15 protein-coding genes are annotated in these 13,387 nt (G+C 61.4%); 14 read left to right on the forward strand and 1 reads right to left on the reverse strand.

The genetic code is table 11. The annotated features are described in order from the left end of the window. Positions 1-30 precede the first annotated feature (30 nt). The 4 genes from metK to G6N83_RS00420 are packed head-to-tail and all read left to right on the forward strand — an operon-like array spanning position 31 to position 5,540. A complete protein-coding gene (metK, locus tag G6N83_RS00405; RefSeq protein WP_165138211.1) occupies positions 31-1,224 on the forward strand; it encodes a methionine adenosyltransferase in 1,194 nt (397 codons plus the stop codon). A 1-nt stretch (position 1,225) separates the two neighbouring features. Then, entirely contained in the window at positions 1,226-3,214 is a 1,989-nt protein-coding gene (locus G6N83_RS00410) for a primosomal protein N' family DNA-binding protein (RefSeq protein WP_165138213.1), read from the forward strand. An 8-nt stretch (positions 3,215-3,222) separates the two neighbouring features. Next, positions 3,223-4,143, forward strand: a complete 921-nt coding sequence (gene fmt / locus G6N83_RS00415) for a methionyl-tRNA formyltransferase (protein WP_165138215.1) — start codon at positions 3,223-3,225, stop codon at positions 4,141-4,143. A gap of 53 nt (positions 4,144-4,196) precedes the next feature. Beyond that, a complete protein-coding gene (locus G6N83_RS00420) occupies positions 4,197-5,540 on the forward strand; it encodes an RsmB/NOP family class I SAM-dependent RNA methyltransferase (protein ID WP_165138217.1) in 1,344 nt (447 codons plus the stop codon). A 3-nt stretch (positions 5,541-5,543) separates the two neighbouring features. On the opposite strand, the gene glsA is transcribed toward G6N83_RS00420, so the two are convergent. Then, complete coding sequence (gene glsA, locus G6N83_RS00425; RefSeq protein WP_165138219.1) at positions 5,544-6,716, reverse strand: glutaminase A; 1,173 nt, start codon at positions 6,714-6,716, stop codon at positions 5,544-5,546. 83 nt (positions 6,717-6,799) lie between these two features. On the opposite strand from glsA, the gene rpe reads away from it, so the two are divergent. From rpe to trpA, 10 genes are read left to right on the forward strand one after another with little or no spacing between them, the layout of a single operon-like run. Then, entirely contained in the window at positions 6,800-7,411 is a 612-nt protein-coding gene (gene rpe, locus G6N83_RS00430; RefSeq protein ID WP_241246350.1) for a ribulose-phosphate 3-epimerase, read from the forward strand. Positions 7,412-7,451: 40 nt separating this feature from the next. Then, positions 7,452-7,715, forward strand: coding sequence for a phosphoribosyl-ATP diphosphatase (locus tag G6N83_RS00435; protein WP_165138223.1), 264 nt, complete (start codon positions 7,452-7,454; stop codon positions 7,713-7,715). Positions 7,716-7,764: 49 nt separating this feature from the next. Then, complete coding sequence (hisG, locus tag G6N83_RS00440) at positions 7,765-8,607, forward strand: ATP phosphoribosyltransferase (RefSeq protein ID WP_165138225.1); 843 nt, start codon at positions 7,765-7,767, stop codon at positions 8,605-8,607. Then, the gene (hisF, locus tag G6N83_RS00445) at positions 8,607-9,368 is read left to right on the forward strand and encodes an imidazole glycerol phosphate synthase subunit HisF (protein ID WP_165138227.1); all 762 of its coding nucleotides are present in this window, start codon (positions 8,607-8,609) and stop codon (positions 9,366-9,368) included. The genes hisG and hisF overlap by 1 nt, the downstream gene beginning before the upstream one ends. Beyond that, positions 9,368-9,739 carry a phosphoribosyl-AMP cyclohydrolase gene (gene hisI, locus G6N83_RS00450; protein WP_165138229.1) on the forward strand — a complete coding sequence of 124 codons (372 nt, stop codon included), beginning with the start codon at positions 9,368-9,370 and terminating at the stop codon, positions 9,737-9,739. Before hisF ends, hisI begins: the two co-directional genes overlap by 1 nt. Further along, entirely contained in the window at positions 9,736-10,338 is a 603-nt protein-coding gene (locus G6N83_RS00455; RefSeq protein WP_165138231.1) for a Trp biosynthesis-associated membrane protein, read from the forward strand. Before hisI ends, G6N83_RS00455 begins: the two co-directional genes overlap by 4 nt. 46 nt (positions 10,339-10,384) lie before the next feature. Further along, the gene (locus tag G6N83_RS00460) at positions 10,385-10,615 is read left to right on the forward strand and encodes a DUF6704 family protein (RefSeq protein WP_165138233.1); all 231 of its coding nucleotides are present in this window, start codon (positions 10,385-10,387) and stop codon (positions 10,613-10,615) included. Positions 10,616-10,617: 2 nt separating this feature from the next. Continuing rightward, entirely contained in the window at positions 10,618-11,394 is a 777-nt protein-coding gene (trpC, locus tag G6N83_RS00465; RefSeq protein ID WP_165138235.1) for an indole-3-glycerol phosphate synthase TrpC, read from the forward strand. Further along, positions 11,391-12,599: a tryptophan synthase subunit beta gene (gene trpB / locus G6N83_RS00470; RefSeq protein WP_165138237.1), complete on the forward strand. Its 1,209-nt coding sequence runs from the start codon at positions 11,391-11,393 to the stop codon at positions 12,597-12,599. Before trpC ends, trpB begins: the two co-directional genes overlap by 4 nt. After that, positions 12,596-13,387 (forward strand): tryptophan synthase subunit alpha, encoded by a 792-nt coding sequence (trpA, locus tag G6N83_RS00475; protein WP_165138239.1) that lies wholly within the window; start codon positions 12,596-12,598, stop codon positions 13,385-13,387. Before trpB ends, trpA begins: the two co-directional genes overlap by 4 nt.

Genomic DNA, 13,387 nt, shown 5'->3' on the forward strand with positions numbered 1-13,387 from the left:
CGACATATTGCTACGCCACGGGAGCTTCGTTTGACCGGTCTGCGCCTGTTCACCTCGGAATCAGTTACCGAGGGACACCCCGACAAAATCTGTGACCAGATTTCGGACAGCATCCTTGATGCGATTCTGACCGACGACCCGCAGGGTCGCGTTGCTGTCGAAACGCTTGTCACAACGGGACTCGTTCACGTCGCCGGCGAAGTGTCGACCAGCGCATACGTCGAGATTCCTGCCATCGTGCGAAGCGTCGTCAACCGGATAGGTTACACGTCGAGCGACACAGGTTTCGACGGAGAATCCTGCGGAGTAAGCGTGTCGATCGGTGCGCAGTCTTCCGATATCGCAGCGGGCGTCGACAAAGCTTTCGAGCGACGCGAAGGCGGATCCGCCGACCCGCGTGATGAGCAGGGCGCCGGCGACCAGGGAATCATGTTCGGCTACGCGACCAACGAGACACCTCAGTACATGCCGATGGCTGCGTGGACTGCTCACCGCATTGCGGAGCGGTTGGCCGAAGTACGCCGTGCCGGAACGCTTCCTTTTCTTCGCCCGGATGGCAAGACGCAGGTAACGCTCGGTTACGAAGGTCATGTTCCTCGCACTATCGACTCGGTGGTCCTCTCCACCCAGCACCACCCCGACATCTCTCAAGATGAGCTGCGAGCCGCAGTTCAAGCTGAAGTGATCGACCCGGTACTGGATGCAACTGGTCTTGACCGACCCGGCATCAAATATTTCATCAACCCGGCGGGACCCTTCGTTATCGGCGGGCCCAAAGGCGACGCTGGCCTGACGGGTCGAAAGATCATCATCGATACCTACGGTGGAGCTGCTCGTCATGGTGGCGGTGCTTTCAGCGGAAAAGACCCTTCCAAAGTCGATCGCTCTGCTGCCTACGCCATGCGCTGGGTGGCAAAGAATGCCGTAGCAGCGGGGATGGCGGAGCGGCTCGAAGTGCAGGTGGCCTATGCCATCGGCAAAGCGAAGCCGGTGGGTCTTTACGTAGAAACCTTCGGCACTGGCGCAGTATCCGACGACGTCATTGCATCGGCGATCCGCGATGTCTTCGATCTTCGACCTAAAGCGATTATCGATCAGCTCGACTTGCTGCGACCGATCTACGCTCAGACCGCCGCCTATGGTCATTTCGGCCGCGAGAACCCCGATTTCACGTGGGAAAAGCTCGACAAGGTAGAGGCGCTACGAAGCGCCGCCGGAATGTGACATGAGTCGGCGACGCGTCGCACGCGTTTTGCTCGATTCTCCGGTACCTCAGTTAGATCGACTATTCGACTACGAGATTCCTGATCCACTTGCTGAGGCAGCGGTTCCCGGCGTGCGCGTGCGCGTACCGCTGAGATCAGCGGGACGCATGATCGAGGGATACATCGTCGACGTCGACGAGAGTAACGAGTCCGACCGTCCACTCTCGGAACTCGAAGAAGTCGTGTCGCCCATTGCAGTCCTCCCTCATAGTCTTTATACGTTGGCACGCAGAGCTGCTGATCGCGCCGCGGGATCGGCGAGCGATGTGCTCCGTGTCGCTGTTCCCAAACGAATGGTTCGCGCTGAGAAGGCTTGGCTCGCGGCTGACGCTCCAGCTTTTCCGCAGTGCAACCTCGACGCGATCGGCCGTGCCGGCGCCGTGCTTGACGAATTTCCCGGTGCGAGAGAAGCAATATCGGAGGGACAGCGTCTCACGATCGACGCGCCGCCACGACTCACAACGACTGTTGACGGAAGCTATATCGGGGCGTGGGCTCAGCTCATTGCAGCAAGTGCCGCTGTGACTCTCGCGACGGGACGCAGCACAATCATCGTCGTGCCGGATCATCGCGATCGCGCGCAGATCACAACGGCACTCGCTGATTTCTTGCCCGATGAAGCGATTGTTCGCGATGATGCCGGGCAGTCGGGTCCCGCTCGATATTCCTCGTATCTCCGCGTACTTGCAAGTGCTCCCTGCGTCGTCGTTGGCACACGATCGGCCGTCTATTCACCTGCTGCACGAACGGGGCTCGTGGTCATCTGGGATGACGGTGACTCGCTCCTATCCGAACCGTTGAGTCCCGGTGTTCATGCTCGCGACGCAGCGCTCCTTCGCCAAGAGCTCGAGGGGAGCGCGCTCTTGTTCATCGGGCACACACGTACCTCGGACGTGGAACGGCTGGTTGCGATCGGATGGGTAAAAGACATCGCCGCGCGCCGCCGGCATTCCCCACGTATCGTGCTTGCTGCGGCAAATGACGGTGATGGCCGCGGTGCGCGCATTCCTTCTTCTGCATACAGAGCGGCACGCGAGGGCCTGGCTCTTGGACCAGTGCTCGTGCAGGTGTCGCGGCCTGGCTATGCGCCGACACTGGTGTGCGGCGACTGCCGAAAGCCCGCGCGGTGTCAACAGTGCGCGGGGCCACTGCACGCGCGGCGACCGAAGGCCGCGCCCGAATGCGCCTGGTGCGGCCGGACCGCTAACAACTGGACGTGTGCGAATTGCGAATCTGACCGGTTGCGTATGACGTCGTCGGGCAGCGAGCGGACAGCCGATGAGCTCGGACGCGCATTTCCCGGGGTGCGCGTCATTGTCGCCGACGGTGAGCACCCCGTCACTCATATCGATAACCGTCCAGCGCTCGTCATCGCAACTCGTGGTGCTGAACCGATTGCCGCGGGAGGGTATCAAGCGATCCTCCTTCTCGACGGCGAACGAATGCTGCTGGCCGAAGATCTTCGTATTGGCGAGTCGGCGCTCCGGTGGTGGTCGAACGCTGCGGCACTCGCAGCACCTGGCGCATCGGTGCACCTGGTAGGTGTCGTCGGGCCGGTAGCTCGCGCACTCGCAACGTGGACACAGCCTGCCTATGCGCGGGCGGAACTTGAGGATCGGAGCCCGCTACGCATGCCTCCGACCGTGCGCGTCGCGAGCCTCGAAGGAGAGCTAGCCGCCGTCACAGATGCTCTGCAGGCACTCCATGACGCCGTTCCAGCAGTCGACTCTCCCTCCGTTCTGGGCCCAGTTCCCATCGAAAGTGAAGATGGTCCACGCGTGCGCGCCCTGGTGAGGTTCGACTACCACCTCGGATCAGCCGTAACCGCCGCTCTTCGCGCGGCGGTTATCGCTGCGGCGATGCGCGCCCGGAAGCCGCGGGGCCCGCGCGCTCCACGCCTGCGGAATACACTCAAAGTTCGGGTCGACGTGCCCGATCTGCAACTGTAAGGAATCCGATGCGAATCGTCTTCGCGGGCACGCCCGCTCCCGCTGTGCCCTCATTTGAGGCTCTCATGGCGAGTAGCCACGAAATCGCGGCCGTTGTCACGCGCCCCGACGCTCCTCTTGGACGAAAGCGCGTTGTCACACCCTCACCGGTGGGCGAGGCCGCGGATGCACGAGGCATCCCCACCATCAAATCTTCTAAGCTCGACGACGACGCCACCCGGCGAATCGAGGCGTTAGAGGCAGATCTCGGCGTTATTGTCGCCTACGGCGGCCTCGTCCGCGAACCACTGCTTTCGGCGCCCAGGTTGGGCTGGATAAATCTTCACTTTTCGCTGCTGCCCCGCTGGCGAGGAGCTGCCCCCGTGCAGCACGCGCTGATCGCGGGCGACGCCATCACTGGGGTGACGGTGTTCCAACTCGTGCCAGAACTAGATGCCGGGGATATTTTGGCGTCATCACCCTTGGACGTGCCCCCGCTCGCGACCGCGGGAAGCCTGCTCGATACTCTGGCGATCGAGGGCGCAACGGTTCTCGTGGGTGTCGTGAATGCACTCGCAGAAGAGCGCGCGATGGCTCAACCTCAAATGGGGCAGGTGACATTGGCGCCAAAGATCGCCCTTGATGACGCACGCATCCGTTGGGAAGAAAGCCAGGATGCTGTGTTGAACAGAGTGCGGGGTGTCACACCTGAGCCGGGCGCATTCACTCTCGTTGGAGGCGCGCGTATTAAGGTCCTTTCCGCGCATCGCGCAGAACTTAAAACTATTTTGCGGCCCGGTGTCGTCCGGGCGTTCGATGGGGAAGTTGCGGTAGGAACAGCAACGGAACCCATCGTCCTCACACGTGTACAGCCCGCAGGAAAGCCTGCGATGAATGCAACTGACTGGTGGCGGGGTCTCCGCACAGACGAACTGAGGACAGACTCTTGAGACGCTCACGACACTCGCACACTCCACCTGCCCGAACAGCATCAGCACGCACCGTGGCTTATGACACGATCAGGGCCGTTTCGGAGTCTGATGCGTACGCCAACCTCTTGTTGCCCACCCTCATCGCTCGCGCCGGGCTCGATACTGCGGATGCGGCGCTCGCAACCGAGCTGACCTATGGCACGCTGCGAAAGCAAGGCACATATGACGCGATGATCGCGCTTGCAGCCGATCGCGAGGTATCCCTCATCGACCCTCCCGTGCTTGATGCGTTGCGCTTAGGCGTTCATCAGCTTCTGTCGACTCGCATCGCGTCCCACGCGGCCGTCAATGAGTCGGTCAGTCTTGTGCGACGCGAGGGCGGCGCCTCTGCTGCTGGATTCGCCAATGCCGTGCTGCGGCGTATTTCGCTTGATACCCCTGGGGAGTGGGCGTCTCGAGTTTCGGATGCCGCCCGTTCTGATGATGAACGAATTGGGGTCACGCGCTCGCACCCAGTCTGGATCGTGCGTGCGTTCCGTCGCGCGCTAGCGGCCGAAGGGCGCGCGGATGAGCTCGACGCTCTGCTCCTCGCCGACAACGAGGCGCCCGGCGTGACGATGGCCGCGCTACCCGGAGTGACGGATGCGCCAGCGGGAAAGACGCCGACTCGCTTCTCTCCCATTGGTTTCCAATTGGGCGGTGGCGATCCGGATGCCGTCGTGACGAAGTCCGGCGGCGCCCTCCGAGTGCAAGACGAAGGCTCGCAGTTGGTCGCGCTCGCGCTGACACGTGCGACCCCGGTCAAGGATCATGAGCGCTGGCTCGATCTGTGTGCGGGCCCGGGCGGTAAGACAGCCATTCTTGCGGCTGAGGCGCTGCTGCACGGCGCGAGTATTGATGCCAACGAGGTTGTCCCGGCTCGTGCTGGCCTTGTTCGCCGCGCCGTTGTCGCAGTTCCGATAGGCGTAGATGTCGCCGAAGAAGACGGGCGCACATTCGCCACGGCGCACGCCGAACAATACGACCGCGTACTCGTCGACGCTCCGTGCACGGGGCTCGGCGCCCTTCGTCGTCGGCCCGAAGCTCGCTGGCGAAAAACGTCGAGTGATGTCGCCGATCTCGTCGATGTTCAACGTGACCTCGTTGATGCCGGATTGCGCGCGCTCGCGCCCGGCGGGATTCTCGCGTACGTAACCTGTTCACCCCACCTCGCCGAAACTGTTGGTGTCATGGCAGATATTCGACGGGAATGGGACGACAAGATCGATGAGCTCAATGCCCGAGATGTCATCAACGAGGTCGCACGCGAGCCGCTTGATCTCCCGACACCGAGCGATGGTTCCGGTCGTGCCCAGCTGTGGCCACATCGGCACGGGACTGATGCGATGTTCCTCACCTTGCTGCGCCGCCGCTGACAGCTACTGAATGATCCGCACCTGCGTGCCGAGATCACGCAGCTGAGCCTCCAGTGCCGTGAGCGCCGCCGGGTGCAGATGAGCGAGTTCACTCACATCGAGAAATACCGGGTAGTTCACGTCGGCACCATGAATGAGTTCGCGAAGAGTAACGAGTACGCGCTCGGCGCCTGAGAACGCGAGTTCGCCGCCAAGGCGCACAAACAAGCCTTCCGAGGTGCGCTCAACGGCGATTCCCGGCCGAGTGATGCTCTCGTGGCGGTCGAAGACATGCATCCCGAACTCACGAGAAAGGCGCTCCACCAGGATGCTGCCGCGCACGCTGTTGCCGTGACTGTCGAGTCGCGGGCTGAAGACGCCGACGCCGAACTGCGATGGCGCAACGGAGACGAGACCACCGGCCACTCCGCTCTTGCTCGGTAAGCCGACGCGCATGAGCCACTCACCGGAAAAGTCATACATCCCACAGCTCGTCATGATCGAAACGACGTCTCGCGCGACTGACTCCGGTACGACCTGTTCGCCCGTGAGCGGATTCCGCCCTGCGAACGCGAGTGTTCCTGCCATCACCGCGATGTCTCGCACAGTGACGAGAACTGAACACTGTCGAAAGTACGACTCAACGACCTCGTCGACGTTTTCGTGCAGGACACCGTATGAGCGCATGAGGTGGGCGAGGGCTCGGTTTCTGTCGCCCGTTTCCGACTCTGATTCATACACGGCCTCGTCAACGGTCAGCGCGCGACCTGCGAAGCGCGAAAGTCCTGCGACGATCGTTGCGGTGCGCTCGTGCCGGTCGGAACCCGGGATCAGGCCCGTCGTCGCAATAGCGCCCGCATTAACGAGCGGGTTTGCGGGCCTGCCCGTGTTCGGCTCCAGGCTAATTGCGTTGAATGGCTCCCCGCTCGGCTCCACGCCCACACGCGCCAGCACGTGATCGCGTCCATGCATCGCGAGAGCAAGTGCCAGAACGAAGGGCTTCGACACCGACTGAATAGTGAATTCAACGTTGTCTTCACCCACCGAGCGCACCACCCCACGCGGTCCGACCGCCGCCATAGCAAAGCGCTCCGGATCAGCGCTGGCGAGCTCAGGAATGTACTGTGCCGGCTCTCCGGCATCAAGAGGGCGAACATTCTCCAGCAGTGAGGACAGCAATGAAACGATGGGATCCACAGACTGACCATACGCGGCGGGATAATGGTTGTGTGCCTGAATTTCGAGTGAACCCCAGCATCCTGGCCGCCGACTTCGTCAATATGGAAAGGGAATTAGGGCGAATCAGCTCCGCTGACTTCGTACACGTCGACGTCATGGACAACCACTTTGTGCCCAACCTCACGTTTGGTCTGCAGATGGTGGAACGTATTGCGCAGACGAGCCCGGTGCCGCTTGATGTTCATCTCATGATCGATAATCCCGAGAAATGTGCGCCCGGGTATGCCGAGGCCGGCGCGGCATCCGTCACATTTCACGTCGAAGCAACCGATGATCCAGTTAGTGTCGCTCGTCGGCTCCGCGCGATGGGTGCGCGAGCTGGAGTCGCGCTGAAACCCGGCACCGATGCCGCCACGCTTTTGGAGATTATCGACGAGTTCGACCAGATTCTAGTGATGACGGTAGAGCCGGGGTTCGGCGGGCAGTCATTCATGCCTGAAACGATGCCCAAGCTCCGGCAGCTCGCGGCAGAGGCGAAGCGCCGAGGTTCCGCCGTTTGGCTGCAGGTCGATGGCGGTATCAGCGAGTCCACAATCGGACAGGCTGCGGCGGCTGGTGCCGATACTTTCGTCGCTGGTTCTGCGGTGTTCGGCTCGGCTGATCCGGATGCCGCGATCGCTGGCCTGCGAACGCTCGCTGCCCACGCGCACTGAACCGGCACCGATAGCTCGGTTCGTTCGATACCCTGAGAGGGTGAAGACGTTCGACGGCTTATTTGAAGAGCTAACCGCCAAGGCTGTAGCTCGTCCGGCGGGTTCCGGCACCATTGCTGAGCTTGATGCTGGTGTGCACGCGATCGGTAAGAAGATCGTCGAAGAAGCCGCAGAAGTGTGGATGGCGGCGGAATACGAGTCGAATGACGAAGCAGCTGAAGAGATATCGCAGCTGCTTTACCACCTGCAGGTCATGATGGTCGCCAAGGGACTCAGCCTCGAAGACGTGTACCGACATCTCTGATTCACGTCTCCGGCTCCTCACTCCAACTGCTCCCGAAAGTCACTCAGTCATGCTGCGAATTGCTGTGCCAAACAAGGGATCGCTGTCAGAGACAGCATCCGAAATGCTTCACGAAGCCGGTTATGTCGGCCGTCGTGATCCCAAGGATCTCTACGTCGCCGATCCCGAGAATGAGGTCGAGTTCTTCTACCTTCGCCCTCGTGACATCGCAACATACGTCGGTTCAGGTGCACTTGACGTCGGAATCACCGGACGCGATCTGCTTCTCGATGCTCGGATGCCGGGTGCCCACGAAGTGGAAGCTCTCGGATTCGGCGGGTCAACATTTCGGTTCGCCGCACGACCCGGTCGATTCACGACGCTCGCTGAGCTTGATGGCGTTCGGGTCGCTACCGCGTATCCCGGGCTGGTCGACAGCTACCTGGATGAGCAGGGTATCGCCGTTGATCTCGTGCCGCTCGATGGTGCGGTCGAGTCAGCTGTTCAGCTCGGGGTTGCTGATGCTGTCGCTGATGTCGTTTCCACGGGCACGACGCTCCGTCAGGCCGGACTCGAGATCTTCGGACCGAAGCTCCTGGAGTCTGAAGCGGTGCTCATCAGCGGTGCCGACGAGCCTGAGGGCCTCGCGACGCTCCTTCGACGGTTGCGGGGCGTACTCGTAGCGCGCCGGTACGTCATGGTCGACTACGACCTGCCGGCCAACCTCGTCGATGCCGCCGTCGCACTAGCGCCGGGTATCGAGTCGCCCACTGTGTCGCCGCTTCGCGACCCGGAGTGGGTAGCCGTGCGAGTCATGAGCCCACGACGAGGCGTAAATCAAGTGATGGATGCGCTCTACGGTTTGGGTGCTCGGGCAATCCTCGTAACCGAGATCACCGCTGCGAGGCTGTAATGACCCTCGTCTCACGCGTCATACCCTGCCTCGACGTCGCTGCTGGACGTGTGGTCAAAGGCGTGAATTTTGAGAACCTTCGCGACATGGGCGACCCCGTGGAGCTCGCGAGGCTTTATTTCGAGCAGGGTGCCGATGAGTTGACGTTTTTGGACGTTACAGCGACTGTCGACGAACGCTCCACAACCTACGATGTCGTCCGCCGTACCGCCGAAGAAGTCTTCATACCTCTCACAGTTGGAGGCGGCGTGCGGACGGCGGAGGATGTAGCAAAGTTGCTCGCCGTTGGCGCTGACAAAATCGGAGTGAATTCGGCTGCCATCGCGCGACCGGAACTCATCGACCAGATCGCCGATCGCTTCGGCGCTCAGGTCTTGGTGCTCTCTCTCGATGTTAAGCGCGCCGAGACAACGGCGTCAGGTTTCATCGTGACAACCCATGGCGGACGCACAGCGACAACACTCGATGCTGTGGACTGGGCACGGGAAGCAATTGAGCGCGGCGCGGGGGAGCTCCTGGTGAACTCGATCGATGCCGATGGGACGCGCGATGGATTCGACGTCGAACTCGTCGCTCTGATGCGCGAGGTGTCTAGCGTTCCGGTCATCGCTTCCGGCGGCGCGGGGGAAGCCGCACACTTTGCCCCGGCCGTCCACGCCGGGGCGGATGCCGTGCTTGCGGCATCCGTTTTTCACTCGGGCTACTTGACGATTGATGATGTGAAACAGGCGATGTCTGCCGACGGTATCGAGGTGCGCTGATGAGCGAAGAGAAGATCGAAGACGTCGCCGAGCGCATCGAGCGGGTGGCCTTCAACGACGCGGGACTGGTCGCCGCGGTCGTTCAGCAGTGGGACACGAAAGAGGTCCTGATGCTGGGATGGATGGATGCCGAAGCACTGCGCCGCACACTCGTTTCAGGCCGAGCCACATACTGGTCTCGTTCACGCCAGGAGTACTGGCGAAAGGGCGATACCTCTGGGAATATCCAGCTCGTCCGTGGCGCCAGACTCGACTGCGATGGGGATGCCATCCTGCTGAGCGTCGAACAGGTCGGCCCGGCCTGCCACACCGGCACACGTACCTGCTTCGACACCGATGATCTTCGCCCCGTCACGGCGTCGAGTTCATGACCGCTCGCGCGCGACTGACAAGTGTTCTGGCCGTGTTAGCGGCTGGTGTGCTCGGGATCATCTCATCGACTCAGACCTGGCTAGACGTCACCGTTGCTGATGGTTCGTCTTCCACGCTTTCGGTCTCCGGCGCGGCGGCGATTCCCGTGCTCGCGCCTCTCAGCCTTGCGGTACTCGCAACAGGTGCGGCGCTGTCGATCATCGGTGTTGTACTCAGATATGTTTTCGGCATATTGACGCTCGTGATCGCGGCGGGGTTGTTGTACGCCACGGCCGAGGTTGCCTTCGGCCGCCCTGTAACCGCGGTGTCTTCAACGGTGACCGAGGCCACCGGAATAAGCGGGATTGACGCTGTCTCCGACCTCGTTTCCGACGTTTCTGTGACTCCGTGGCCATTTTTTTCGTTGGTCGCCTGGATCATATTGATCTGCGGGAGTGTTTTTCTGCTCGCTACAGCCCGCCGCTGGTACCGCGGCGGGCGTAAGTACGACACCTCGACACGGCGCGCGACTGTCGACGGACAGCCACTTGACTCAATAGATTCCTGGGACGACTTATCACGTGGCGACGATCCCACTGCCCCAGGCGACGCCCGCTAGACTTAAAGAGCGTGCTCATCGGCGCGCCCACACCCGAAGGAGACTCATGAGCAACCCCATCGGCGACCCCGGTCACGGACACTCGCCGGCGGCATGGACGGCCGTGATCATCATGCTCGTTGCCACTACCGTCGGTACCACCGCGTTCTTTTTTGACATGCCGTGGCTCGTGTGGACGTCAGTGGTTTTCATCGCAGTCGGCGCTCTTGTCGGTTTGATTCTCGCGAAGGCCGGCTACGGCGTAAACGGCCCGAAGTACGCCCCGAAAGAACATTGAGTATGCTCGCCGAGCTCACCGCCGGCGCTGTCGAAGACGCTCAGACTCGAGAGCGTGCGCGCTCTTTTGATGTCGTGCAGACTGAAGCTCTTGCTTCTCTGCCTGCTCGAGATGCGCTGCGTGCCCTCGCTCCTGCTGATCAGGTCAAGATCATCGCCGAGATTAAGCGTGCAAGCCCGTCGCGTGGTGACCTCGCATCCATCACTGATCCCGCCCTGCAAGCGCGCCGTTACGAACAGGGTGGCGCGAGCGCGATCTCAGTACTGACCGAGGGACGCAAGTTCAAAGGCAGTCTGAGCGACCTCGAAGCGGTGAAAGCGGCGGTATCGCTTCCGGTGCTCCGCAAAGATTTCATCGCGACGAGATATCAGGTACTTGAAGCTCGCGCTGCTGGGGCCGATCTCGTCCTGCTGATCGTCGCAGCACTTGAACAGCCGGTACTCGCGGATCTTCACGAATTCGTCCGGGAGCTCGGGATGACCGCGCTCGTCGAAACGCACTCCGCCGAAGAAATCTCGCGTGCGATCGATATCGACGCTCAAGTCATCGGCGTCAACGCGAGAAACCTGTCCACGTTCGAACTAGATCGCGACCTGTTTGGCCGCCTGGTCGAGAAAATCCCGACGGATGTCGTGAAAATCGCCGAGTCCGCGGTCATGACACCATCTGATGTTTCCCACTACCGCTCCGCTGGAGCCGACGTTGTGCTGGTCGGCGAGGCGCTCGTGACGGGAGACCCCGTCGCAACACTTCGAGCATTTCGAGGAGAGAACGCATGAGCCTTCGCGATATCCACGGACCATTTTTTGGCGACTTCGGTGGCCGATTCATGCCGGAGTCACTGATTGCCGCAATCGACGAGCTCACCGCTGTATACGAGTCGGCGATCGTTGACCCGAAGTTCAAGTCGGAGCTCGCAGCTCTGCTGCATTCTTATGCAGGACGTCCTTCCCCGATCACGGAAGTACGCCGCTTCGCTGAGTATGCCGGTGGCGCGCGCGTCTTTCTCAAGCGCGAAGATCTCAACCACACCGGCTCCCACAAGATCAACAACGTGTTGGGGCAGGCGTTACTCACGAAGCGGCTCGGGAAGACGCGCGTCATCGCGGAGACCGGCGCCGGCCAGCACGGCGTCGCGACCGCAACCGCCGCTGCGCTTTTCGGCTTCGACTGCACGATATACATGGGCGAGGTCGACACCGAGCGCCAAGCGTTGAACGTCGCACGCATGCGCCTGCTCGGAGCAGAAGTTATTCCGGTGACGACGGGCTCACGCACGTTGAAAGACGCAATCAACGAGGCCTACCGCGACTGGGTCGCGTCTGTTGAGACCACGAACTACATTTTCGGAACGGCTGCTGGCCCGCACCCGTTCCCCTCAATGGTGCGCGATTTTCAGAAGATCATCGGCGAAGAAGCCCGTGCGCAACTCATTGCAGAAGCGGGACGCCTTCCGGATGCCGTCTTTGCCTGCGTCGGAGGTGGCTCGAACGCCATCGGTATGTTCGATGCGTTCCTCGACGATGCGAACGTGCGCCTCTACGGTGTCGAAGCGGCCGGCGACGGAGTAGACACGCCGAAGCACGCGGCATCCATCGAGCGGGGAAGGCCGGGAGTCCTTCACGGAGCCAAGACTTTTGTTTTGCAGGACGAAGACGGCCAGACCGTAGAGTCTCACTCAATTTCTGCCGGTCTCGATTATCCCGGTGTCGGCCCCGCACACGCATGGCTTTCCGAGCTGGGGCGCGCGGAATACATCCCGGCCACCGATGACGAAGCGATGCAGGCTCTGCGCTTGCTCTCAAAAACCGAGGGCATCATTCCCGCTATCGAATCTGCTCATGCCCTGGCAGGAGCGATGCGCATCGGACGCGAAATGGGCCCTGATGGGCTCATCGCCATCTGTCTCTCGGGACGTGGCGATAAAGATATGGATACCGCTGCTCGCTATTTCGAGCTTTACGACGAAGAGGTCACATCTTGAGCTCACGCGTCGCTGCCGCAATCGATGCGGCTCACGCTGAAGGGCGCGCAGCGTTCATCGGATACCTGCCCTTAGGTTTTCCGGATTTGGCGACAAGTGTTGAAGCTGCCGTAACGCTTGCTGAGAATGGCGCCGATGTCATCGAACTCGGACCGCCCTATTCGGATCCGGTCATGGACGGAACCGTCATCCAAGAAGCGACGCAGGCAGCGCTGGCCGGTGGGTTCCGTCTGCGCGACATCTTTCCAGCAATTGCTGAAATCACGAGCCGGACAGACGTACCTGTCGTTGTGATGACCTACTGGAACCCGGTTTTCCAATACGGCGTCGATCGATATGCCGATGACCTGGCAGCGGCCGGGGGAGCCGGTCTCATCACGCCCGATGTCACACCGGAATCAGCACCGGAGTGGATAGCGGCCAGCGAACGCACCGGACTCGATCGAATATTTCTTGCTTCACCGACGTCGTCGGATGAACGACTCCGCATCGTCGTGGAAAATTCCCGTGGATTCGTATACACAGTTTCGACGATGGGCATCACGGGGGAGCGCGCGGATCTCGACGCTGCGGCACGCACTCTCGTCAATCGCTTACGTGAGGCTGGAGCACAGAATGCGTGCGTCGGAATCGGAATCTCAACGGCAGATCATGTCGCCGGCGTCTCCGAATACGCCGACGGCGCGATCGTCGGTACCGCCCTTGTTCGGGCTCTGAGAGACGGCGGACTCACCGAGCTCGCATCGACGGTCAAAGAGCTGTCGAGCGGTACGCGGCGTCAGTCGTAG

It is taken from the genome of Microbacterium endophyticum (assembly GCF_011047135.1).
Lineage (GTDB): Bacteria > Actinomycetota > Actinomycetes > Actinomycetales > Microbacteriaceae > Microbacterium > Microbacterium endophyticum.